This is a genomic window from Flavobacterium facile (genome assembly GCF_036321945.1).
Classification (GTDB): Bacteria; Bacteroidota; Bacteroidia; order Flavobacteriales; family Flavobacteriaceae; genus Flavobacterium; species Flavobacterium facile.
Window position 1 is genome coordinate 180,535 of the sequence record NZ_JAZAYT010000033.1, and the last position, 24,089, is coordinate 204,623.

Genomic DNA, 24,089 nt, shown 5'->3' on the forward strand with positions numbered 1-24,089 from the left:
ACTCTTAATTTATTGACAGTCAAGCAAAAGAACACAAAGGAAACTAAAGAAAAGTTAAATTATTTCCCGATACAAAAGTTCGCAAAAATATTACCAAGCAACTCATCGTTAGATACTTGACCTGTAATTTCTCCAAAATGGAATAATGCTTGTCGGATATCAATAGCCATAAAATCGGAAGAAATATTGTTGTCTAATCCAAAACGTACTTTCTGAATTTCTTCTAATGCTTTTAATAACGAATCGTAATGACGTGTGTTGGTTACGATGGTTTCATTATTACGTAAAGCACCAGTGTTTACGAAAGATAACAACTGATTTTTAAGTTCGTCAATTCCTGTTTTTTGTTTGGCAGAAATAGGTAAAAGTTTTACGTTTAACGTTTCAAGTTGTTGCTGAATGTTTAAAATTTGGTCATTCGTTAATAAATCCACTTTATTAATTACCACTAATAAAGTTTTCAGCGGATATTTATTTTTAACTTTTTCAATTTCATTAATGTATTCCGAACCTGAAACCTGAAACTTTAAACTTTCAAACAAATATAAAACTACTTGCGCTTGTTCAATTTTTTCAAAGGTTTTCTGAATTCCGATGCTTTCTACCACATCTTTTGTTTCACGAATTCCAGCCGTATCAATAAAGCGGAAACCAATTCCGTCAATGACTAATTCGTCTTCAATGGTATCACGAGTCGTTCCAGCAATGTCTGAAACAATGGCGCGTTCTTCGTTTAATAAAGCGTTCAAAAGTGTCGATTTCCCGACATTTGGTTCACCCACAATTGCAACTGGAATTCCGTTTTTAATCACATTACCCACCGCAAAACTGTCAATTAATCGTTTTAACACAAATTCAATTCGCGTTAATAATTCGTAAAAAGCGGTTCTATCTGCAAATTCTACGTCTTCTTCTGCAAAATCTAATTCCAATTCAATTAAAGAAGCGAAGTTTAATAATTCTTCACGCAACTTAGCAATTTCATTACTGAATCCGCCACGCATTTGTTGCATCGCTATTTGGTGACTGGCTTCGTTATCCGACGAGATTAAGTCAGCCACAGCTTCTGCTTGCGATAAATCTAATTTAGCGTTTAAAAAGGCTCTTAAGGTGAATTCACCAGCTTGTGCCATTTTCGCACCTTTACGAAGTAATAATTGTATAATTTGTTGTTGAATAAAAACAGAACCGTGACATGAAATTTCCACCACATTTTCACCCGTATACGAATTCGGACCTTTAAAAATGGAAAGTAAAACCTGGTCATAAACCTTAGTTCCATCCACAATATGCCCTAAATGTATCGTATGCGTTTTTTGCTTACTAATGTCTTTTCCCGAAATCGATTCAAATACTTCAGCTGCAATGGCAATCGCATCAGCGCCTGATAATCTAATAATAGCAATCGCTCCCGCACCAGAAGGTGTAGCCAAAGCAACTATGGTTTCGTGTGGAATCATATTTTGGGTTTTGAAATGCAAAGATAGTTATTTTAGTGAATAGTGAATGGTGAATAGTGAATGGTGAATGGTGAATGGTGAAAAGTTTTTAGAAGAAGACAATTTGTTTTCAAAACAGGAGTTGTCCCGCTATCCACTATATTCCCGATGAAAAATCGGGAGATGCCGTTCCTATCGGGTCTATTATAGAACTTTTTGTTTTCATAATTACTTTTTCAGCATAACGTAACCACAAACTTGATGGTAAATTTTTCTGCCACGAATTATCGAATTTCTCGAATTAAAATTAATCAGTTAAATCCATTTCAATCCTTTAAATCTGCGTGCCAATTACCACAAACCAATCACCACAAACTTGTCATCCTGAAATCGAAGATTCAACGAAGTTAAAGGATCTCACGTAAACCACTTCCACAATCATGTCATTCCGACCTTAGAGGAATCTCACAATCAATTTTCGCCACAACGTAACCACAAACTTGTCATCCTGAAATAATCTTACGTTATACTTGATACAGTTTTTCCATGGTTTGCGCGAGATGCTTACAGCATGACAAACGTTGCGTTGATTTTTTCTGCCACGAATTATCGAATTTCTCGAATTAAAAAAAATCAGTAAAATCCATTCTAATCAGCGTCATCTCAGTAACCATAATAGTGCAAAAAAAAACCACAATCACTTTTCAGCTTTTGTGGTTTATAGTAGTAGTTAGGTTAGTTATATATAATTTCGAATTCAGAAACGTATTTCTTCTTTCTATTATGTATACTCTAATTTTAGTTATTCAACATAACTGGCATTACCAACATAGTAACAGTTTCACCTTCGTCTAATCCGTCAATAGGAGTAAGAATTCCGGCTCTGTTTGGTAATGACATTTCTAATTGAATTTCGTCACTGGTTAAATTGTTTAACATTTCTGTTAAGAAACGTGAGTTGAAACCAATTTGTAAATCGTCACCATGGTAATCACAAGTTAAACGCTCATCTGCTTTGTTTGAATAATCAATATCTTCAGCAGAAATGTTCAACTCCGTACCAGCAATTTTTAAACGAATTTGGTGCGTAGTTTTGTTAGCAAAAATAGCCACACGACGAACCGAGTTTAAAAAAGTAACACGACTTAAGATTAATTTATTTGGATTCTCTTTAGGAATAACCGCTTCGTAATTTGGATATTTCCCATCGATTAAACGACATGTTAATACGTAGTTTTCAAAAGAATACGTTGCATTAGAATCGTTGTATTCTACTTTTACTTCTGCATCTGAAGTTGCTAAAATTCCTTTTAAAATGTTTAAAGGTTTCTTAGGCATAATAAATTCTGCACTTTGAGACGCTTTCACATCTGCACGAGCATATTTTACTAATTTATGAGCATCCGTCGCTACGAAAATTAATCCTTCTGTAGAAAATTGGAAAAATACACCACTCATAACAGGGCGTAAATCGTCGTTTCCTGTAGCAAAAATAGTTTTTCCAATTGCTGTTGCCAAAACCTCTGCAGGAATAACTGTTGTTGATGGATCTTCTAAAGCTACTGCTTTCGGGAATTCTTCGCCAGCTGCATAAGCAATAGCGTATTTACCAGAGTTTGAGCTAATTTCTACCGTATTGTTTTCTTCTACTGTAAAAGTAAGAGGTTGTTCTGGAAACGTTTTTAAAATATCTAACAAAAGTTTTGCTGGTATCGCAACACTTCCTGTACTGTTGGATTCAATTTCTAAACTTGCCGACATAGTAGTTTCTAAGTCAGAAGCTGAAACGTGTAATTGATTGTTATCTAATTCAAATAAAAAATTATCAAGAATAGGTAAAGTGTTGTTACTATTAATAACGCTTCCTAAAACTTGTAATTGTTTTAATAAATACGAACTGGATACTATAAAATTCATCATCATCTATTTTTTTTGCTTTACAAATATAATGGGTTACTGCTTAATCTAAAAATATACTTATCAACAACTAGCGGTTGTATTTCTTCTTTCTCAAATAGGTAAATAAAAATCCGAAGATTCCTAATAATACAATAGGTAACGCTACCGTTAGCATTTGTGTTTGACTGTAATTGTCGTGAACACTCTGTTTATCTAGAAGTGCTAAGGTTACATCTTTACTTCTAATGTTAATAAGTCCGTTGTCGTCTAAAAGGTAATTTACGCTATTTAAGATAAATTCTTTGTTTCCAAAATATTGTCCTGTGTATTTATCATACCCTAATTCGATAGGCGCACCTTTGTCTAATTGATTTTTAATTACGTCACCATCAGAAATCACAATCATTTTTGTTGAGACACTTTTCTTTAAAAATTTAGCAACTTTAAAAGGTAACACACGATTGTTATACATTGAGGTAAAAGAACCTTCTAACAAAGCCGCAACAGGAATTAATCCGCCACCAGCATAATCTTTCGGAGTAGTTTCTTCTGCAATCATTTCCAAAGAAACCGTTGTTGGTGTTCCAATAACTTTTGAATACGGAGAACTTTCTAATAAAATCGTCTTTTTAACGTCAGATTTTAATAATTCAATTGGCGAACAGAACTCGAATTTCACACCGTCTGTATTTTTTACAATGGGATGTTGTTTTGAAGCCGGGTAAATAAAGGGTGACATTCTCCAGTTATAGGTTTCCATTTGGCTTTCGCTACCTTCATTTCCAGAAGCTAATTTTATGGGAGTTCCGTATTCGTCTTTAATCATTTGCGGATTAATTCTGAATCCGTATTTGAAGAACATATCTGTCAAATTCAAATCGTTACCTGCAACTAAAGTCGTACCCGTTTCATTGTACAATTGCTCCATTTCTGCAGTTGTACCATCCACTAACCAAAGCGTTTTTCCACCTTTCATGATGAATTGGTCTAACACTTGTTTTTCTGGTTCGGTAAATTTTTCTCTTGGTTTCGCAATAATGGCTAAATCGTAAACATTTAAGGCTTTTAGAGTTGCTTCGGGTTGTGAAGCTACAGAATCTAAAGTAATTGGTCCGATGTAATAATTATCACGAATGGTTTTTAAGAAATCCGCAATATAAATATCGTCTAATTCACCATTCCCTTTAATAACGGCAATTTTACGTTGTTTTTCTTTTGAAATTTTATTGATAGCTTCCGCGAAAGCATATTCTAAATGTTGTACCGAACTTTCTACTTTTTTCTCGGTAGAAGCACCCATTAAGTTTTTCAGTAATTGCACTTTCGCACCTTTATCTCCGTAATTAGCTAAAGCCCAAGGAAAAACGACTTCTTGTGTTTGTTTTCCTTTGTCCTCAACAGAAACATTGATTGGTGTTAAACCTTTGTCGAAGAATTTTTTCATGACTTCCACACGTTCTTCTTCTTTTTCAATCGGATTCACAAATTGGAAAGTGATGTTTGAATTATAAGCGGAGAATTCTTCTAATAACTGACGGGTTTCCGTTTGTAACTTCTTGAAATCGGCAGGGAAATTCCCTTCTAAAAACACATCAATGATTAACGGCGAATCGACACCATCAATAATTTTTTTAGTGGTTTCAGAAAGCGTATATCTTTTGTCTTGCGTAACATCGAAACGCTTGTAAATATAATAACTCGCAAAGTTTAATAGAAATAAACCTATGGCTAAGAATCCTAATTTTTTTAAACTATTTTTTTGAACTTCCTTCATTACCATTTAAGCGATTTAAGTTGATACACTGTTCCAGCTAAAAACAAGATTGTGATACTTATGAAATAAATAATATCTCGTGTGTCTAATACACCTCGACTCATACTTTTAAAGTGAAAATCCATTCCTAATGTTTTGATAATGTTGCTGAAACCTCCAAATAAATTAGATAATCCGTCGAAACCAAAATAGAAGAAAAAGCATAAGAAAACCGCAACAATAAAGGCTACAATTTGATTGTCTGAAAGGGTAGAAGTGAAAACACCGATAGAAGTATAAGCACCAATTAAAAACAACAATCCGAAATACGAACCAATGGTGCTACCGTAATCGAAAGTGCTTTGTGCTGCTGTATAACTTGAAACGATAAACACGTAAAAAAGAGTAGGGATAATCGCAATTAGAATTAAAATAAAAGCGCCTAAAAATTTTCCGTTTACAATTTCCCAAAGACTTAATGGTTTGGTGAATAGGATTTCTAAAGTTCCTTGTTTTTTTTCGTCTGAGAAACTTTTCATCGTTACTGCTGGAATAAGGAAAATAAGAATCCAAGGAGCTAATTTAAAAAACGGACTCATATCTGCATAGCCCGAGTTTAGAATATTAAAATCTCCATCAAAAACCCAAAGAAATAATCCGTTCAATAACAGAAAAATGGCTATCACTAAATAACCAATTGGCGAACCAAAAAAGGATTTTATTTCACGTAATAAAAGTGCTTTCATATACTAGTTTAACGTTTGAAACGTTTAAAAATTGTTTTGTTTTTCGCAAAAGTAAAGGATTAACTTGAAACTTAAAACTTTAATTTAAATATGCCTATTTGTATTGTTGTTTTTCACCACGAATTTTCGAATGTTACTTTGATAATTTTAATTTTATTCGAATTAATTATCGACATCGTCGATTCTAATCATTGCTATTTGTAAATTTTAAAATTAGTGAATTCGTGGCTCTTTAACTTTTATGTTAAAGTTGCCAATTTATTTACGCTCCACGCTTCTGGTTTGCCATCAAAAAGTGTTTTAGTATACGTCCAAACCTCATTAAAAAGTGCCGATTTTCTATATTTTTCCAAAGCGTCTTCATCTTTCCAATAACTGTAAGTAAAGAAAATTCGGGCGTCTTGTTTATCTTGATACAATTCTAAAAATTCATTTCCTTCAAAATTTCTAATTTGATGCTTAATTTCTTCAAAATTCGCTAAAAATGCGTCTATTTTATCTTCTTGAAACGTTAATTTCACTATTCTTACAAACATATTTTTTTAATTTTTTAAATCGTAAATCCCAAATCGTAAATCCCAAATCTTAAATCGTAAATTCAACAATAACCACATCTTGTATTTTCAAACCCAATAAAGTTTGTGCGGAACCAGAACGAGAAGGGTTGCTTCTGTAAATCGCAATTTCCAAGAAATTATCTTGATTAAAAATGGCGATTTCATTTCCAGACATTGCATTCAAAGCTGCAGATGAATTATCTTTAAAATCGGAATAATTATTTTTAACTTTTTTAATAATATGCGATGAAAAACGAACGGAATAATGTCGTCCTTTTGCAATTTCTTCAATATAACTTTTAGAAATATTGGTTACACAATTTCCAAAATCGTCAATATAAACCACATTTCCACGAATAGATTTTGCATTTTGTTCCACAATCGGTACCAAAACATTCATTTTTTTAATTTCAGAAAGTGGTGTGCCAATGACATTCATTTCTCCGCCTTTAGCTAAATGAGTAGCTACAGTTGCAAAAACATCTAAATCGCTAGAACCGTTGATTAATCTGTCGTGAATATTGATTTGAACAATTTTTTCAGCATTTAATTTACTGGTTAATCCACCAAAAATGCCATTATCTGCACCAATAAAATAATGCCCGTCATATAACATTGCAATATGAAAGGTATCTGCGTTTCTTGAGGCATCCACGCAAACAACGTGAACAGTACCTTTTGGAAAATGAGCATAAGAAACGGTAAGTAAATAACTGGCTTCCAAAACGTTAAACTTGTCAATGGTGTGTGTGATGTCTACAATATTGGTTTCAGGCAAAATGGAGAATATCTTACCCTTTAAAATTCCCGCAAAATGATCTTTTAGACCATAATCTGTAGTAAGAGTAATTATTGACATTTTATTGTTTATAACTTATTTGAAATGGAATAGTTGTTTTTGCTATATTTGAGTGATACAAAACTAATCTTTTTTTTACAGAATTAAAACAATTTAAATTTATAGCCTTTGAACGAAAGAATTATTGAACTAGAAAACATTGCACCTAAAGATTTTTGGGGCGCACATGACAGTCATTTAGAGACAATTAAAAAGTACTATCCAAAATTGAAAATTGTTGCCAGAGGTACGGTTTTGAAGGCATTTGGCGAAGCTGAGGTTTTAGATGAATTTGAAAAGCGTTTCCGAAGGTTAATGATGCATTTTACCCGTTTTAATACCATTGACGACAATGTAATTATGCGAGTAATTGAAGGCGATGCACAGCAAACAGGTGAAATGCCTAAAGGCGATCAAATTTTAGTTCATGGATTAGGTGGAAAGTTGATAAAAGCGATGACGCCAAATCAACAGAAGTTAGTCGATTTTGTAAATAAAAATGATATGGTTTTTGCTGTTGGACCGGCCGGAACTGGTAAAACATACACGGCTGTAGCTTTAGCGGTAAGAGCGTTAAAGGAAAAGCAAGTCAAACGAATTATATTAACCAGACCAGCAGTAGAAGCAGGGGAAAATTTAGGTTTTTTACCTGGTGATATGAAGGAAAAATTAGATCCTTACATGCAACCTTTGTATGATGCGTTACGCGATATGATTCCGCCTCAAACTTTGGAAGATTATATTTTAAAAGGAATTGTTCAAATTGCGCCATTGGCTTTTATGCGTGGACGAACTTTAGATAATGCTTTTGTAATCTTAGATGAAGCACAAAATACCACTCATTCGCAAATGAAAATGTTTTTAACGCGTATGGGAAAAAACGCCAAGTTTATCATCAATGGTGATCCTGGACAAGTGGATTTACCAAGAAGAACCATTTCCGGATTAAAAGAAGCTATTTTAGTATTAAAAGATGTAGATGGAATTGGAATTTTATATTTAGATGATAAAGATATTGTACGTCACAGATTAGTGAAAGCAGTTATTAACGCTTATAAAAGTATTGAGAATAATGATTAGAGGGTGCGACCTCTCTGAGGTCGTATCAAAACCTGATGGTTTTTTTTTTATAAATATATGATTCTAGAAATGTGTGATTCCTCCGGAATCATTTGTTTGATAAAGTAAAATAATATGATAAACAGAATTGATTCCAGCGGAATCATATATTTATAGCCAAAAATATACGCAATATATTACACACAAACAGAATTGATTCCAGCGGAATCATATATTTTAACACAAAACAATTCACACAAACAGAATCGATTCCATCGGAATCACATATTTCTAGACCGAATCAAATATTTATCGCCAAAATCAAAATTTATAATCCAAACCATTTATTTTTATACGCCATGCCAAATACGTTTTCACAAATATATATTCAAGTTGTTTTTGCAGTTAAATACAGAAAAGCAATGATTCACCAATCATGGGAAGATGATTTGTATAAATATATTACAGGAATAATTCAGAATAAAGGTCAAAAATTAATTGCGATAAATGGGATGCCAGATCACATTCATATTTTTATTGGAATGAAACCTAGTTGTAATTTGTCTGATTTAGTTAGAGAAATTAAAAAAGCTTCTAATAGTTTTATAAATGAGCAAAAACTGACTGCATCAAATTTTCATTGGCAAGAAGGTTTTGGAGCTTTTTCATACAGTCAGAGTCATATTGATCATGTGGTTAAGTATATTAATAATCAAAAGCAACATCATACAAAACAAACATTCAAAGAAGAATATTTAGATTTTTTACAGAAATTCGCAATCGAATATGATGAAAAATATTTGTTTGAGTGGATTGATATTTAAATATTATTTCCAATAATTTTACTTTTGAATATAAATAATTACAACTACTTTTGCACCACAACAACAGATTCTAAAATTATTTTAGAATAAACAACACAACAAAATGAACACTATTACTACAACAAATTTTAATTTTACAGGTCAAAAATCCGTTTACAGAGGAAAAGTAAGAGAAGTTTATAACATCAATGACGATTTATTAGTTATGATTGCTACAGACCGACTTTCTGCTTTTGATGTCGTTTTACCTGAAGGAATTCCGTATAAAGGACAAATATTGAATCAAATTGCAACAAAATTCATGCAATTAACACAAGATATTGTTCCAAATTGGTTAATTGCGACTCCAGATCCAAATGTAGCTGTCGGGCATTTATGTGAACCTTTTAAAGTGGAAATGGTAATTCGTGGATATTTATCTGGACACGCTGCTCGTGAATATGCTTTAGGAAAAAGAACGATTTGTGGTGTTACGATGCCAGAAGGTTTAAAAGAAAACGATAAATTCCCAACACCAATTATAACGCCAACAACTAAAGCAGATAATGGTTCACACGATGAAGATATTTCTCGTGAAGCGATTTTAGCTAACGGAATTGTTACAGAAGAAGATTATTTAGTTTTAGAAAAATACACAAGAGATTTATACCAAAGAGGAACAGAAATCGCCGCATCAAGAGGTTTAATTTTGGTGGATACGAAGTACGAATTCGGAAAAACGAAAGACGGTAAAATCGTTTTAATTGACGAAATTCATACGCCAGATTCTTCTCGTTATTTTTATGCTGAAGGGTATCAAGAAAGACAAAATAATAACGAAGAACAAAAGCAATTGTCTAAAGAATTTGTACGTCGTTGGTTAATTGAAAATGGTTTTCAAGGTAAAGAAGGACAACAAATTCCAGAAATGAATGCAGAATATGTTGCTTCCGTTTCTGAAAGATATATCGAATTATTCGAAAATATTTTAGGAGAAAAATTCGTAAAAAGCGACATTTCAAATATTGAAGAACGTATTTTTAATAATGTTCAAGCGTACTTGAATGCAAAATAATTATTGTGATTAAAAAGTTAAGTTCCCTATTTCTGTTAATTGTTTTATTTGGATGTGCTCCGGCAGTAAAATCGACTTTTGTTGACACAAGTAATTTGTTATTATTAGTTGATGATGTTGCAATATTAGATTTATATCATCAAATACCACCAACTGCTGTTAGAATTGGTCAAGCTAAATATGGTGATACCGGTTTTACTGATAATTGCGATTGTGATTCAAATTTTGAAAGAGCGAAAGTGCTTGCTAAAAAAATGAAATGTAATATAGTTAAAGTAGTAAAATATAAAAACCGCTTGAAATTTAGTTCATGTTGCATTATTGAAGTTGAATTTTATAATTATGGTGGTGATGTTAAAAAGTTGGAACAATATAAAAAAGACATATAAATTATAAATAAAAAAAGGCTGGTTTCTAAAACCAGCCTTTTTTTATTCCTTAATCAAGTGTTTTACGACCGTTTCTGCGGCGTGTAAGCCAAAAAGTCCGGGCATCCAACTATTTGTACCATAAAAGGATCTTTTGTAGTTAGAACCGTCTGTCATCTTTAAACTACTTTCGTCCTGAATTTCAGAAGAGAAAACCACTTTTAGTTTATCAATTTTATGCTCTTTAAGGCGTTTTCTAATCGTTTTAGCTAAAAAACAATTCTCTGTTTTTGTAATATCTGCGACTTTTACTTTAGAAACTTCCATTTTTCCACCTGCACCCATCGATGAAATGATTTTTACACGTTTGCGTTTCGCTGCAATAATTAAATTTAATTTTGGAGTTATACTGTCAATACAATCTAAAACATAGTGGAAATCTGGGGTTACAATTTCTAAAGCACGTTCTGGAGATAAAAATTCTTCCACGCAAGTTAACTTCAATTCTGGATTGATATCCATTAATCTATTCGCCACAACAGTAACTTTTGGTTGTCCAATTGTGCTATGTAAAGCTGGTAATTGTCGGTTAATATTTGTGATATCAACAGTGTCTCCATCTACAATTGTCATTTTTCCTACGCCTGCACGAACTAAAAATTCAGCTGCAAACGAACCAACGCCACCTAAACCCACAACTAATACGTTGGAATCTTTTAATCTATTTAAGCCTTCTTCTTTAAATAATAACTCTGCTCTTTCTTGCCACTTTGCCATAACTTTTACTTTTATTTAAAAACGGTTTGGTAATTCTTCCAAACAATTTCCTTCATTTCTTCAATTGAGATGTTTTTACATTTTGCTGCAAAAGTATAAACTTCTTCCAAACTTTCCGCAATTGTATCTGTTTCTAAGAAAATTTTTTCATTCGGAATTTGTTGAAACACTTCTCCTAATTCTGGATTTCGAAGTAAGTATTTTCCAAAAGATAAATAGAAATCCTGATTCAATAATTGCCTAGCCACTTGAACATTTTTTGAAAACCCATGAATGATAAAAGGGGAGGTGAGTCCGCTGTTTTTTTTACATGAAATTACTTCGTCAAAGGAAGCGACGCAATGCAAGATTACAGGCTTTGAAATTTCGTGTAAAAGGTCAAGTTGCGACTCAAAAACGTCTATTTGAGTACTATAGATTTTATCTATACGCTTATCTAATCCACATTCCCCCAATGCAATACATTCTTTTGTTAAAAGTTTTTCTTTAACTATTTTTAAATCATCTTCCAAACGGTTTTCGTCAATATGCCAAGGGTGAATTCCGATAGAATATAGCGGAATTTCTTCTGAAAAATCCTTCGGATATTGATTTACAATTTCTAAAATTGAATCAGAATTCGTATAAAAATGAGTGTGTAAATTAACAAATTTCATAAAATTGTTTTCACAAAAATAACATATTTTAACAAGTTATTTGTCTAAATTTGTATCAGATATTTTATTATGATTCAGAAAGCATTTCGCAACTACATTTCTAACTTTCAGGGTTTTTCTCGTGAAGTTTGGATACTTACACTTGTTACTTTTATCAACAGAGCTGGAACAATGGTTTTGCCATTCTTGTCCAAATACTTGCACGAAGATTTACATTTTTCGTTATCGCAAGTGGGAACCATAATGGTCTTTTTTGGTATAGGTTCTATGTTGGGTTCTTGGTTAGGCGGAAAGCTATCAGATACCATTGGGTTTTATAAAATTATGATATTTAGTTTACTTGTTAGTGGTCTGATGTTTTTTGGATTACGATTTGTTACTTCATTTTACGGTTTATGTATTAGTATGTTCCTAATTATGGCGGTTTCTGATATGTTTCGACCAGCAATGTTCGTTTCTTTAGGTGCTTATGCGAAGCCAGAAAACAGAACTCGAGCGCTAACTTTAGTGCGTTTAGCGATTAATTTAGGATTTGCTGCCGGTCCAGCTTTAGGAGGATTAATTATTATGAATATCGGTTACAAAGGTTTATTTTGGGTTGACGGATTGACTTGTATAATTGCAATTTTAATATTTTGGATTAAAGTAAAAGAGAAGAAAAAATCTACGTATTTAGATAAAGAACATCCTGGTGACGTTTTGGTAGAATCAGTTTTTAAAGATAAAATATATTGGTTGTTTTTAGCATCAACCTTAATTGTTGGAATTATGTTTTTCCAATTGTTTACGACAATTCCAATTTATCACAGAGAACAATTCGGGTTAACCGAACTACAAACCGGTTTGTTATTGACTTTAAATGGTGTATTGGTTTTCTTTTTAGAAATGCCAATTGTGAACTATATCGAAAAGAACAAAAAAGACAAACTGAAAGTAATTATTTTAGGTTGTTTCTTAATGACTATTAGTTTATTCTTAATGCTAGTAAACACTTGGGCTGGAATTTTACTAATAATGATGTTGTTTATGACCTTCGCAGAAATGTTCAACTTTCCGTTTTCAAATGCTTTTGCTTTGAGTCGTGCTCCCAAACATCATCAAGGTCGATACATGGCAATTTTTGCTATGAGTTATAGTTTAGCGCATATTTTAAGTGCTAAAATAGGAATGACTATTATTGATAAATATGGTTATCAAACGAATTGGTTAGTAATGGGATCACTAGGTTTTATTGGGACTTTAATTGGAATTTACGTTTTCAATTTAGTGGAAAAAGAAAAGCTAAACGTTAAAAGTAGTTAAATAACTATAAAAATAGTTGTGTAACTAAAAATATAGTTATAAGTTTGTGTAACAAAAATATAGTTATGCAAAAGTTAACCAATAAAGAAGAAGAAGTGATGCACATTTTATGGAAGCTAAAAAAAGCTTTCGTAAAAGATGTTTTGGCGGAGTTTACTGAAGACAAGCCACACTATAATACACTTTCTACAATTATCAGAAATTTAGAAGAAAAAGGATATGTTTCTTATAATGTGTATGGAAATACGCATCAATATCATCCAACTGTGGATATTGAAGAATACAGAAAAACCTTTATGAAAACGGCTATTCAGAATTACTTTGGTAATTCATACAAAAATTTGGTTTCGTTTTTTGCTGAAGAAGAAAAAATTTCAGCAGACGAACTTCGTGAGATTTTAAACATCATCGAGAAAAAGAAATAGGTATGGAAACCGTTTTCATCTACATATTAAAAGTCAATGCTTTATTCGTATTGTTTTATTTGGTTTACCAATTGGCACTTTCTAGAGAAACGTTTTACAAACATTCGAGATGGTTTTTGCTTTCAGGATTATTCGTTTCATTAGTATTGCCTTTTGTAACTTTTACTAAAATTGAATATTATGAAGTAAAGGAAGTGCTAAGTAATTCTATTGAAAACAATGTGCCGCAAATGGTTCAAATCTCTAATGAAATCGTACAAGAACCTATATTAACTAATCAAGAAATCTTGTTTTTAGTATACGGAATCATTTGTTTTGGGTTTTTGATTAAAACAGTATTCGATTTTTTCAAGTTGTTTAAAATCATCAAAGTATCTAATTCGGAAAAAAAGGATAAATTGGTTTATATCAATTCGAATTTAGTTAAAACGCCTTTTTCATTTTTTAATTATATAGTTTTCAATTCGGAACTCATCAATCCAATTGAATTACAAAACATAATCAAACATGAAGAAGCACATTCTATGCAAAAACACAGTTTCGATACCTTGTTAGCGCAGTTTTTTATTATCTTATTTTGGTTCAATCCAATCGTTTGGTTGTACCGTAAAAGTATCGTACAAAATTTAGAATTTTTAGCTGATAGTTTCGCTATTCAACAAGTTTCAGATAAAGAATATTATCAAAAAACCATGTTAAAAATTACAACTCAATCATCAAATATTACAATCATCAATACATTCAATCAATCATCAATCAAAAAACGAATCATTATGTTAAACACTAATCAATCAAAAAGGAAAAACATTTGGAAGTACATTTTAGTAGTTCCATTATTAACAGGTTTTATGCTTTTATTTCAAATTGAAACTATAGCACAAGAGAAAAAATCTAAAGAGCAAACTAAAAAAGCAACTGAGAGTTTCTTATATGTTTTTGAAAAGCAGTATGACGATAGCACTATTGAAAATTATGTTAAAGAAATTGATAAAAATCATCATTTAACACTTGTTATTACTGATGTTAAAAGAAATTCAGAAAATGAGATAACAGCTATTAATGTTACAATAAAGACAAAAGAAGGTCAAAAAATAAATCATATTGTTCACGGAGATTCTCCAATAGGCAAATTTGCAATTAAAATTGCTAAGAATAATGGTAATGAAACTGTAGAAATTTTGGATAAAGAAGAATTACTTTATCCAAATGGTACAAAAAGAATGAAAGGAAAAATTGATTCCGTTACAGTTGTTGTGGAAGATGAAATTAATTCAGAGAAAACTATTGTAAAAAGTGGAGATTGGAAGCAAGTTGATGCAATACTTAATCAAGCTAAATCGACAAAAGTTTCAAAAAAAAATGAAAAAGATCCCTTATTTATTGTAAACGGAAAAGAAATGAGACGTTCTGAAATTGTACATAAATCTATAATCACAGATGGAGAAACAACGATTTATAATGAAAAAGAAGGTCTTGAAAAATTTGGTGAAAAAGGTAAAGATGGCGTTTATGTGTTAAATGGAAAAACAACTTTTACCGATGATCCAAAGTTATTAAAAGCAGTTCCTGAAAATCCTGAGAAAAAATATTTTGAATTAGCTAACGGCGATGGTTGTGTATTAATTAATGGTTACATGTTAAAAATTCCTAGTTATCCATCAATTAACTTAAATGATTCAAAAAATAAAATCTTTATTAATGATAAGCAATTTCATAAAGACATGTTTTACAATTATGAACATAAAAATTTAAAATCTGTTAATGTTTTAAAAATGTTTAAAGACGATGTTCAAGTAGGATATTCAATTTACTTCACAACAAAATAAAATAAAATAAAAAAAGAAATAGGTATGGAAACGGTTTTTATCTACATATTAAAAGTCAATGCTTTACTCGTATTGTTTTATTTGGTTTACCAATTGGCACTTTCTAGAGAAACCTTTTACAAACATTCGAGATGGTTTTTGCTTTCAGGATTATTCGTTTCATTAGTATTACCTTTTGTAACTTTTACTAAAATTGAATATTACGAAGTAAAAAATTCAATTGACAACCAATTTTTTCATGCAGTAAGTGCCACTAATGAAGTTGTGCAAGAACCCATTTTAACGAATCAAGAAATCTTGTTTTTGGTATACGGAATCATTTGTTTTGGGTTTTTGATTAAGACTTTATTCGATTTTTTCAAATTGTTTAAAATCATCAAAGTTTCCAATTCGGAAAAGAGAGATAAATTGATTTATATCAATTCGAATTTAGTTAAAACGCCTTTTTCATTCTTTAATTATATAGTTTTCAATTCGGAACTCATCAATCCAATTGAATTGCAAAATATAATCAAACATGAAGAAGCCCATTCTATGCAAAAGCACAGTTTCGACACATTGTTAGCGCAATTTTTTATTATCTTATTTTGGTTCAATCCTATCGTTTGGTTCTATCGAAAAAGTATCGTGCAAAATTTAGAATTTTTAGCAGATAGTTATGCCATATCAAAAGTTTTAGACAGAACGGTGTATCAGAAAACCATGTTGAAAATCACCACACAAGCATCAAATATTTCAATCATTAATACATTTAATCAATCATCAATCAAAAAACGAATCATTATGTTAAACACAAATCAATCAAACAGAAAAAACATTTGGAAAGTTTTATTAATACTTCCAATTATTGCAGGATTTATTTACTTGTTTCAGGTAAAAGTTGTTGCTCAAGAGAAAAAGTCAGTTAAATTTAAGCCGAATAACCAAGAAAAAAATAGTGCAGTAATTGATAGTGCAGTCGCCGTTTGTATTGGTTACGTAACTAATAAAAATACAACTGAAGAAGAAATGAAAAATGACGCAGCATCTTTACAGAAATACCATAACATTGACTACAAATTTTCAAATATTAAACGAAATGAAAAAGATGAAATTATTGCTATTAAAATTTCATTCAATGACAATAAAGGAAATAATGGCGAACATGAAGTAATTGGAGATGAACCAATAAAACCTATTCATTTTACTGTTGATACAGATGAAAATGGAAAAGGCCAAATAGGTTTCTTTGAACATAAAATGAAAGAAGGAAAGAATATCAGTAATTTTAAGGTAGCATATATTACAAAGAATGATACTGATAATGAACTAATTTCCAGATTATCAATTGTTGAAGAAGAAAATGTAAGTGTGAAATTTTCTGATATAAAACGAAACAATAAAAAGGAAATAATTGCAATTAAAATTATTGCTAAAAATTCTGACAATAAAGAAGTTAAATACGAACAAATTACTGATGATGGAATTGAAGATGTTTTTATTATGAAAGAAATTGGAGGTACAAATAAATTGCAAATAAAAACTAAAAAGGAACCAAAAAAATAAGGTTTAAATTTAATCTGGTTCATTACAAAGTCAAAAAGGATTGTCAACTCGGCAGTCCTTTTTTGTTAAAACCCGTTAATTAACAAAATTTTAAAATTTCATTTTTATAAAAATTATATTTTTGGACAAGAAAATTAAAACTTAAATTATTATGAACGCTAAAATGTTATTTCAAGGATTCGTATTGGCAAGTGCAATAACCTTTTTGCCAACTGAGACTTTTGCTCAAAACAACCGCTTACAACAATTGTCTCAACCCAAAAACAATAGTTTCGAGTTGCGAATTGACAAAGCAATGACCGACGCACAATTGAAACAAGACGAAACAGATGCTAAGAAGTTCGATTTTGAAGTTTCTTTCACGGGTGTGAAGCGTAACGACAAAAAAGAAATTACGGCTATTAAAATCGCTTATAAAGACAAAGACGGCAATTCAGGAAATTATAATGTAGGTTCAGATACGCCAATTGCCCCAATTTCAATCACAAAACAATTTGATGGAACTGGAAAAGGTCTAATCAATGTTCAATCGGGCGATAAAAGAAACGATATTTTTGGAAACGGTTTTGCAGGTTTCGGAAATGGTTTCGATATGAAAGGATTTGATGGTATGTTAAATAATGATTTGTTTCAGAATTTAGATAACAACGTTTTCAAAGGTTTGATGGATGGAAATACTATCGATTTAGATAAATTTAAAGAATTGCAAAAAGGTTTTTCAATGGATTCTTTAGGTGGTGGAAATTTCAAATCATTTACTTTTAAAGATGGCGAAATGTTAGGCGACAAACCGGATATGAAATTAGAAGAAGAAAAAACCGATGAAAACGGAACCGTAACTAAAAAATATTCTGATGGAAAAGGAAATACCATGATTTTTTCTGAGAATTTCGGAAGCGGAACTCCAAACCAATCAGGAAAAATGAAGATTGAGAAAAAATTTAATTTCAATGAAGATGATAAATCGGATTTAGAAATCTTAAAAAAGGAATTAGAAAAAACCAAAACCGATTTAGAAAAATTGAAATCTGATTTACAAAAAGACAAAGGAGCTAAAAAAAGAGCCAAGTAAAAAGTAAAAAGAGCCAAGTAAAGAGTAAAAAGAGCCAAGTAAGAAGGGAAAAGGAATCTCTAAAACTAGGAAAATTTTAACAAAAGAATTTTAAAATGCCTCAAAAGTAATGCACTTATTGGGGCGTTTTTATGCGTTGTGTATCGGTAAGGTAAATATGAAATTACTTCCTTTGTTTTCTTCACTTTCAACCCAAATGTCTCCGTTGTTTTTCTGTATAAATTCTTTACAAAGTACTAATCCTAATCCCGATCCATTTTCGTCTGCAGTTCCAAGTGTTGTTGTATTTGAAGCAATACTAAAAAGTTCGGAACACTTTTCTTTATTGATACCAATTCCATTATCAGAAATTGTAATTTCAACATGATCTTGTTTTAATTCTGCACTAACTTTAATGTGACCGTCAACATTTGTAAACTTAATCGCATTTGAAATTAGATTTCTTAATACTGTATTTAACATATTTACATCAACATAAATTTCTAAATTATCTGTACAAGAATATTCTAAAGCTATATTTTTTGATTTTGCAATAGTTTTTGAAAGTGTTATTATTTCTTGAACTACTTCTGAGAAAAGAATTTTTTCAGGGTTAAAACTAAGTTGTCCTGTTTGAGATTTTGCCCAATTTAATAAGTTATCTAGTAAAATAAGTGTGTTTTTTGCTGCCGAATTTATAATTTTAATATACTGTTCTGAATCTTCTAACAAAATATCATCACTGTTTTCTATTAACAATTCTGAAAATCCAATGATACTATTAAAAGGACTTCTTAAGTCATGAGCTATAATTGAAAAAAGTTTATCCTTTGTTGCGATAAGCTCTTTTAGTGAATTTTCTATTTTTTTTCGTTCTGTAATATCATGAATAACTCCAACGAGATACTTTTTATTATCAGCATCAAGGAATCGTGTTTTTTTTGTAGTAATTATTCGAGTTTCTCCTCCACGAACTGTTAAAGATTCTTCATTAATATTTTCAATCCCATTTTCAAGAACTTGTTTGTCAATCTTTAAGAAGATTTCTCGTTCTTCTGGAGATACATCTTCTGAAAGGGTTTTTCCAATAATTTGCTCTCTTTGAAGATTAAAAATTTCACAAAAAGCATCATTAACCATAAGCAATCTGCTCTGATCGTCTTTTACAAAAACTGGGTCACCAATATTGTTAAGAATAGTATTGTAATAATATTCTCTTCTTTTTTCTTTCTGAATAAAAGAATGTAATTTTAGAATTTCATTTTGTCTTTTTAGCTCTACAATCTGATTTTCTAATTCTTGATAGGTAAAAGAATTGTTTGCCATATGAGAATTTTTATTTCAATTTTGAAAAAATTGATTGGTAGGTATTCCAAATTTAGTTAAATGTAATTGAATTATTGTCTTTTTTTTAAATAAATTTAACCATATATAGTAATAAATTAACATATAATTACTAATGATTTTTATTCTAAGTGTTGGTTAGTCATAAAAAAGCCAGAATTTTCAAATTAAAATTCTGGCTTTTTTATTCTTACTTCGTAATTCCTAAATCCCAAATTACTTAAATTCTTTTTTAATTCGAGCAATATCGCGTTTGGTATCGTTTTCTTTCATTGTTTCACGCTTGTCGTAATTTTTCTTACCTCTACATAAAGCAATTTCCACTTTTGCGAAACCTTTTTCATTCGTATATAATCTCAAAGGAACAATAGTTAAACCTTTATTGTCTGAATCTTTATCTAGTTTTTTTAGCTCTTTTTTGTTTAAAAGCAGTTTACGTTCGCTTTTTGCTTTGTGGTTGTAATGCGTACCAAAAGCATATTCTTCAATGGTAGCATTAATTAAGAACAATTCCGTATGATCGTTAAATTCGCAAAAACTTTCCGCAATAGAAGCTTTTCCTAAACGAATCGATTTAATTTCAGTTCCAGTTAATACAATTCCAGCATCGTACTTGTCTATGATTTCATAGTCGAAGCGTGCTCGTTTGTTTAATATGTTTATAATCTTTTGCATAGTAGGGCAAAATTAAGGTTTATTTTTGAAATAGCCACAAAAAATAAGTTTGCTTGCAATTGTAAATCATCGAAAACCGATGGGAAATATATTACTGAGATAAACACCAATAAAGATAGGCTATAACGTATGACCAATAAAAAAAATAATCAGCTACATACGAAAGAAAATATTTAATTTTTAGGATTTACATTTGTTCATAAATATAAAAAAGTGTAACTTTATATAACTTAACCTAACTAAATAAAAATTTATAATTATGAACGATTTTCAACTAATTGAAAAAGAAGAGGTTGCTTCTTTGAAATTTCCACATAAAGATGTGATGTCAGATAGAGATGATGTGGTGCAACGCAAATCAGATTTGGAACGTGCTTTAACATTGGGAAACTTAGAACATTTAAAAATTAAAATCTTTTTTGAAGATGAATCTTCTAAAAGAGTCACAGAAACCACGGTTTGGGGAATTACTGCAGATGAAGTGATTTTAAAAAAAGGGGTGATCATACCAATAAACAGAATTCATAAAATTATTTAAAACTAAAACAAAACAAAACTATGAAGAAAATCCTTTTATTATGTTTGTCATTGATGTTGTCTTATGGAGCAATGGCTCAAGAAACATCTGCTGGAGAAAAAAGAGCTAAAACTGAAAAAGCAAAAAAAGAAAAAGTAGCTAAAGAGAAAAAGGCCAAAGCTAAAAAAGAAGCAGAAGTTGCCAAAGAAAAAGAAGAGGCAGCAGCTAAAAAAGAAGCGGCAAAAGCAAAAGTGGCTAAAGAAAAAACAACTGCTAAAGCGAAAGTAGCTGATAAAAAAGCGAAAGAAACGAAAGAAACTGCAGATAAAATAAAAGCTGATAAAGAAAAATCAGAAAAAGCTAAAGCGGCTGCAAAAGCAAAAGCTGCCAAAGCGAAAGAGAATAGTGCTACTGCAACTGGAACAGCTAAGGCTGCAGCAGGAAAAGCAAAAGCAGCAGGAAATAAAGCAGAAGCTAAAGCTAAAACGACAGCTACTAAAGCTGAACCAAAAGCTAAGGTTAAGAAAAAAACACCAGCTGAAATTAAAGAAGATGTAAAAGAAACGCCAGCTTCTAAAGCAGCTGAGAAAAAAGTAGCTGATAAAGCAACTGGAATGTATAACGGTAAAAAAGTATACACTGGACCAAGAGGTGGAAGATACTACATCAATAAAAATGGTAACAAAACATACATTAGCGACGATAAATAGTAGGTTCTCGATACTGTCCGATGAAAAATCGGAACACTTGAACTGAACTAGCGAATAAATATCAAAATCCCATATTGTTTTAACAGCAATATGGGATTTTTTTTATTAGTTTTGCGCCAAACAAAAAAAGAATGTTTAAAATAATAGCCAAAATTAATAAAGTCCTTTTGCCAAGTTATTCCAAGCAACGTCTTGATTTAGCGAAAGCTACAAAATTACAAAAAGCAATTATTGCTTGGCGCTATATTATTACTTGCAAGGCTTTAGATGAAACTAATAAGTAACCGCAGCAAATAGTTCTTTTCCTTGTAATTTGTTTTTACCGTTTAAAAAAGTCAATTCCATTAAGAAATTTACTTGTACTATTTCACCACCTAATTGTTCTACTAATTTACAAACGGCTTCCGCGGTTCCGCCAGTGGCTAATACATCATCGTGGATTACTACTTTATCGCCTGGTTGTATGGCGTCAATATGTATTTCAAGACTATCGGTTCCGTATTCTAAAGCGTAAGAAGCAGAAATGGTTTGATAGGGCAGTTTTTTAGGTTTTCGAACAGGAACAAATCCGGCATTTAATTTTTGAGCCAAAAGCGTTCCAAAGAAAAAACCTCGACTTTCCACTCCAATTACTTTATCAATTTTTCTGTTTATTAAAGTACTTGCTAAAGCATCCAAACATAATTTTGTTGCTTCGTAATTTAATAAAAGAGGTGTGATGTCTTTAAATAGAATCCCTTCTTTAGGGAAATTTGGAACATCTCTGAAAAAATCTTCAATTTTCATGTATAAATAATTAACTCATTGTTGAAAAGTAAATATACAGAATGTTGATTTACAATAGAATGATAGGACGACAATTATTTTATTTATTTTTTTATTTAAAAATGTTTGGAGGGAATGGATTTATTCCTATATTTGCACTCACAAAAATAAGGCCTTGTGGCGCAACTGAATAGCGCACTTGATTACGGCTCAAGAGGTTTCTGGTTTGAATCCAGACAAGGTCACAAAAAATAAAAGAGCATCAAGTAATTGATGCTCTTTTTTTGTTTTTATTTTCGGTACGAATTGCAATTGTCTTTTTAGTCTATATTTTTCATTTCCGTTTCTTTACTCCCTTTTTGTTATAAGTATTGCATTGCAACTACCTGATTGTTCTAACATGAATTCAATAGTTTTATCGTTATTATCTGCTCTGAAGAACTTTGTTTTGGATTCAGGAAGTAGTTCTATTTCTTTACTGTTAGTATATAATTTGCCGTTATTTTTAGGATTTCAATTTCCCCATACTTACCAACATAATTGTTATAAACATTAGGATCTATTTTTGTTTGAATAGGTTTGTAGGGAAGTTCTCCCTCTTTTATAAAGCTATTGCTGAAAGTCCGTATGCGATAATATAAGAGGTTGATTCGTTATTATAAAGAACGGTTCAGTTGTAGTTGATAATTTCTCGGAATTCACGAATTTTGACAAATTTGTATAAGTAAATCTTGCTTCGGAAGGTAATTCTAATATAGAGGAAGGTAGTTCTAACAGGTCGGAAGGTAATTCTAACAGGTCGGAATGTAATTCTGATAAAGCGGAATGTAATTCTAACAGAGCGGAATGTAATTCTAACAGAGCGGAATGTAATTCTAACAGGTCGGAAGGTAATTCTAACAGGTCGGAAGGTAATTCTGATAAAGCTGAAGGTAATTCTAACAGAGCGGAAGGTAATTGTATACTTGAGTAAGTTAAAAAGAAATGGGGGGTTGCTACATTTTAGCTTGTTGTTTGTTTATCTCTTTTCTTTTTTAAAAGGAATACTTTTTACTTGTGCGTATTCTGGACTTGTGGTACCATAAACCGATTTGACGTATTTTTTAACTTCTAAAGCGGTGTCTACTAATCCTGTAGTTGGATCGTATAACGTTTTGTCGCGTGCTATTCTTGAGTTGCTAATTGTAGTGTAGGCAGTTGCTACGGCAATGTTTTTAGCCATTAAATCGGTTTGCTTGGCGGATAAAGTGGCTACTTTTAAATCGTTTTCGTTTGGAAGGTAGCTGGTTTCTGATTGTAGTACAGAGATTAATGCTGCAAAGTGTTGAATTAGCTGGTCGTATGATAGTTGAGCCGAGCTTATTGTTTTGGGTGCAGGCGTATTTGGGTCGGTTGGTGTTTGAATTGTTGAAGCTCTTCTGCCTTGCATTTTGCGATTAAAACCTTTTGCATCGCTGATTTTTTCTTTTGTTGCGTTTGTTGTTTCTAATGCGCTTACTAAACGTGTTGATAATGTTTTTAGTCCTGCGAAGGCTAGTACTCTATCATTCACGGCATTGTTGTATGCGGTGTTTTTGGTAATTACATCTGCCAATTTGGTTTGTGCTGTTGTGGCAATTGTGTTGAGTTGTGGGATTTTTAAGGCCGCTTTTGCGGGATTGTACGTTGTTCCGTAACCTGTAACGAATGCAATTAGGTGTTGGAAGTTGGCAATGTTTTTGGCATGCCCTGTCTCTGATGTTGACGCCATAATTTAAATGTTTTACTTGTTGTTAATAAAAAATTATGGGGGCGAAAATAGTAAAATTATTTTTATAAATGAAAGTTTTTTATTACGTTTTTTGAGAAGCGGGAGTTGGGAGATGGGAGATGGGAGATGGGGAGATTGGGAGATTGGGAGTGGTGAGAAGTTTATGAAATAAAAAAGAGCAACAAGGGAATGATGCTCTTTTGGGTTTT

At 31.4% G+C, this 24,089-nt stretch carries 24 protein-coding genes and 1 tRNA gene; 13 read left to right on the forward strand and 12 right to left on the reverse strand.

Features of this window, described 5'->3' with window-relative positions:
- Window positions 1–59 precede the first annotated feature (59 nt).
- The 6 genes from mnmE to UEQ13_RS09905 form a co-directional block, all read right to left on the reverse strand.
- Window positions 60–1,460, reverse strand: coding sequence for a tRNA uridine-5-carboxymethylaminomethyl(34) synthesis GTPase MnmE (mnmE, locus tag UEQ13_RS09880; RefSeq protein WP_329806190.1), 1,401 nt, complete (start codon window positions 1,458–1,460; stop codon window positions 60–62).
- A 777-nt stretch (window positions 1,461–2,237) separates the two neighbouring features.
- Window positions 2,238–3,356 (reverse strand): DNA polymerase III subunit beta, encoded by a 1,119-nt coding sequence (gene dnaN, locus UEQ13_RS09885; protein WP_166126381.1) that lies wholly within the window; start codon window positions 3,354–3,356, stop codon window positions 2,238–2,240.
- Between the two features lie 70 nt (window positions 3,357–3,426).
- Complete coding sequence (gene gldG, locus UEQ13_RS09890; RefSeq protein ID WP_329806191.1) at window positions 3,427–5,112, reverse strand: gliding motility-associated ABC transporter substrate-binding protein GldG; 1,686 nt, start codon at window positions 5,110–5,112, stop codon at window positions 3,427–3,429.
- The gene (gldF, locus tag UEQ13_RS09895) at window positions 5,112–5,837 is read right to left on the reverse strand and encodes a gliding motility-associated ABC transporter permease subunit GldF (protein WP_166126386.1); all 726 of its coding nucleotides are present in this window, start codon (window positions 5,835–5,837) and stop codon (window positions 5,112–5,114) included. The genes gldG and gldF overlap by 1 nt, the downstream gene beginning before the upstream one ends.
- A gap of 239 nt (window positions 5,838–6,076) precedes the next feature.
- The gene (locus tag UEQ13_RS09900) at window positions 6,077–6,373 is read right to left on the reverse strand and encodes a putative quinol monooxygenase (protein WP_091312118.1); all 297 of its coding nucleotides are present in this window, start codon (window positions 6,371–6,373) and stop codon (window positions 6,077–6,079) included.
- Window positions 6,374–6,422: 49 nt separating this feature from the next.
- Complete coding sequence (locus UEQ13_RS09905; protein WP_329806192.1) at window positions 6,423–7,253, reverse strand: SAM hydrolase/SAM-dependent halogenase family protein; 831 nt, start codon at window positions 7,251–7,253, stop codon at window positions 6,423–6,425.
- A gap of 108 nt (window positions 7,254–7,361) precedes the next feature.
- On the opposite strand from UEQ13_RS09905, the gene UEQ13_RS09910 reads away from it, so the two are divergent.
- The 4 genes from UEQ13_RS09910 to UEQ13_RS09925 all read left to right on the forward strand — a co-directional run bounded on the left by UEQ13_RS09910 (window position 7,362) and on the right by UEQ13_RS09925 (window position 10,558).
- On the forward strand, window positions 7,362–8,312 hold the full coding sequence (locus UEQ13_RS09910; RefSeq protein WP_329806193.1) for a PhoH family protein: 951 nt from the start codon (window positions 7,362–7,364) through the stop codon (window positions 8,310–8,312).
- A gap of 338 nt (window positions 8,313–8,650) precedes the next feature.
- Window positions 8,651–9,115, forward strand: coding sequence for an IS200/IS605 family transposase (gene tnpA / locus UEQ13_RS09915; RefSeq protein WP_329806194.1), 465 nt, complete (start codon window positions 8,651–8,653; stop codon window positions 9,113–9,115).
- A 103-nt stretch (window positions 9,116–9,218) separates the two neighbouring features.
- Window positions 9,219–10,169, forward strand: a complete 951-nt coding sequence (locus tag UEQ13_RS09920) for a phosphoribosylaminoimidazolesuccinocarboxamide synthase (RefSeq protein WP_329806195.1) — start codon at window positions 9,219–9,221, stop codon at window positions 10,167–10,169.
- Window positions 10,170–10,174: 5 nt separating this feature from the next.
- A complete protein-coding gene (locus UEQ13_RS09925) occupies window positions 10,175–10,558 on the forward strand; it encodes a hypothetical protein (protein ID WP_329806196.1) in 384 nt (127 codons plus the stop codon).
- Window positions 10,559–10,600: 42 nt separating this feature from the next.
- On the opposite strand, the gene UEQ13_RS09930 is transcribed toward UEQ13_RS09925, so the two are convergent.
- Window positions 10,601–11,314: a tRNA threonylcarbamoyladenosine dehydratase gene (locus UEQ13_RS09930; RefSeq protein ID WP_329806197.1), complete on the reverse strand. Its 714-nt coding sequence runs from the start codon at window positions 11,312–11,314 to the stop codon at window positions 10,601–10,603.
- Window positions 11,315–11,325: 11 nt separating this feature from the next.
- The gene (locus tag UEQ13_RS09935; protein WP_329806302.1) at window positions 11,326–11,997 is read right to left on the reverse strand and encodes a TatD family hydrolase; all 672 of its coding nucleotides are present in this window, start codon (window positions 11,995–11,997) and stop codon (window positions 11,326–11,328) included.
- Window positions 11,998–12,039: 42 nt separating this feature from the next.
- Here UEQ13_RS09935 and UEQ13_RS09940 point away from each other — a divergent pair, with 42 nt between their 5' ends.
- From UEQ13_RS09940 to UEQ13_RS09960, 5 genes are all read left to right on the forward strand, one after another.
- On the forward strand, window positions 12,040–13,272 hold the full coding sequence (locus tag UEQ13_RS09940) for an MDR family MFS transporter (protein WP_329806198.1): 1,233 nt from the start codon (window positions 12,040–12,042) through the stop codon (window positions 13,270–13,272).
- Between the two features lie 65 nt (window positions 13,273–13,337).
- Window positions 13,338–13,697, forward strand: a complete 360-nt coding sequence (locus UEQ13_RS09945; RefSeq protein ID WP_329806199.1) for a BlaI/MecI/CopY family transcriptional regulator — start codon at window positions 13,338–13,340, stop codon at window positions 13,695–13,697.
- Window positions 13,698–13,699: 2 nt separating this feature from the next.
- Window positions 13,700–15,523 carry a M56 family metallopeptidase gene (locus UEQ13_RS09950; protein WP_329806200.1) on the forward strand — a complete coding sequence of 608 codons (1,824 nt, stop codon included), beginning with the start codon at window positions 13,700–13,702 and terminating at the stop codon, window positions 15,521–15,523.
- 24 nt (window positions 15,524–15,547) lie between these two features.
- Window positions 15,548–17,068, forward strand: a complete 1,521-nt coding sequence (locus UEQ13_RS09955; RefSeq protein WP_329806201.1) for a M56 family metallopeptidase — start codon at window positions 15,548–15,550, stop codon at window positions 17,066–17,068.
- A gap of 151 nt (window positions 17,069–17,219) precedes the next feature.
- Complete coding sequence (locus UEQ13_RS09960; RefSeq protein ID WP_329806202.1) at window positions 17,220–18,140, forward strand: hypothetical protein; 921 nt, start codon at window positions 17,220–17,222, stop codon at window positions 18,138–18,140.
- Window positions 18,141–18,269: 129 nt separating this feature from the next.
- On the opposite strand, the gene UEQ13_RS09965 is transcribed toward UEQ13_RS09960, so the two are convergent.
- The gene (locus tag UEQ13_RS09965) at window positions 18,270–19,445 is read right to left on the reverse strand and encodes a PAS domain-containing sensor histidine kinase (protein ID WP_329806203.1); all 1,176 of its coding nucleotides are present in this window, start codon (window positions 19,443–19,445) and stop codon (window positions 18,270–18,272) included.
- A gap of 234 nt (window positions 19,446–19,679) precedes the next feature.
- Window positions 19,680–20,138, reverse strand: coding sequence for an SsrA-binding protein SmpB (smpB, locus tag UEQ13_RS09970; RefSeq protein ID WP_329806204.1), 459 nt, complete (start codon window positions 20,136–20,138; stop codon window positions 19,680–19,682).
- Window positions 20,139–20,397: 259 nt separating this feature from the next.
- On the opposite strand from smpB, the gene UEQ13_RS09975 reads away from it, so the two are divergent.
- The 3 genes from UEQ13_RS09975 (at window position 20,398) to UEQ13_RS09985 (ending at window position 21,649) form a co-directional block, all read left to right on the forward strand.
- The gene (locus tag UEQ13_RS09975; RefSeq protein WP_329806205.1) at window positions 20,398–20,676 is read left to right on the forward strand and encodes a hypothetical protein; all 279 of its coding nucleotides are present in this window, start codon (window positions 20,398–20,400) and stop codon (window positions 20,674–20,676) included.
- 20 nt (window positions 20,677–20,696) lie between these two features.
- Entirely contained in the window at window positions 20,697–21,365 is a 669-nt protein-coding gene (locus UEQ13_RS09980; protein ID WP_329806206.1) for a hypothetical protein, read from the forward strand.
- Window positions 21,366–21,496: 131 nt separating this feature from the next.
- The gene (locus tag UEQ13_RS09985) at window positions 21,497–21,649 is read left to right on the forward strand and encodes an SsrA-binding protein (RefSeq protein WP_329806207.1); all 153 of its coding nucleotides are present in this window, start codon (window positions 21,497–21,499) and stop codon (window positions 21,647–21,649) included.
- On the opposite strand, the gene UEQ13_RS09990 is transcribed toward UEQ13_RS09985, so the two are convergent.
- Window positions 21,639–22,151 (reverse strand): adenine phosphoribosyltransferase, encoded by a 513-nt coding sequence (locus UEQ13_RS09990; RefSeq protein WP_329806208.1) that lies wholly within the window; start codon window positions 22,149–22,151, stop codon window positions 21,639–21,641. The two genes, UEQ13_RS09985 and UEQ13_RS09990, sit on opposite strands and share 11 nt — an antisense overlap.
- 150 nt (window positions 22,152–22,301) lie before the next feature.
- On the opposite strand from UEQ13_RS09990, the gene UEQ13_RS09995 reads away from it, so the two are divergent.
- Window positions 22,302–22,375 (forward strand) — tRNA-Arg (locus UEQ13_RS09995).
- 773 nt (window positions 22,376–23,148) lie between these two features.
- Here the strand turns inward: UEQ13_RS09995 and UEQ13_RS10000 are convergent.
- On the reverse strand, window positions 23,149–23,880 hold the full coding sequence (locus UEQ13_RS10000; protein ID WP_329806209.1) for a hypothetical protein: 732 nt from the start codon (window positions 23,878–23,880) through the stop codon (window positions 23,149–23,151).
- Between the last annotated feature and the right edge of the window lie 209 nt (window positions 23,881–24,089).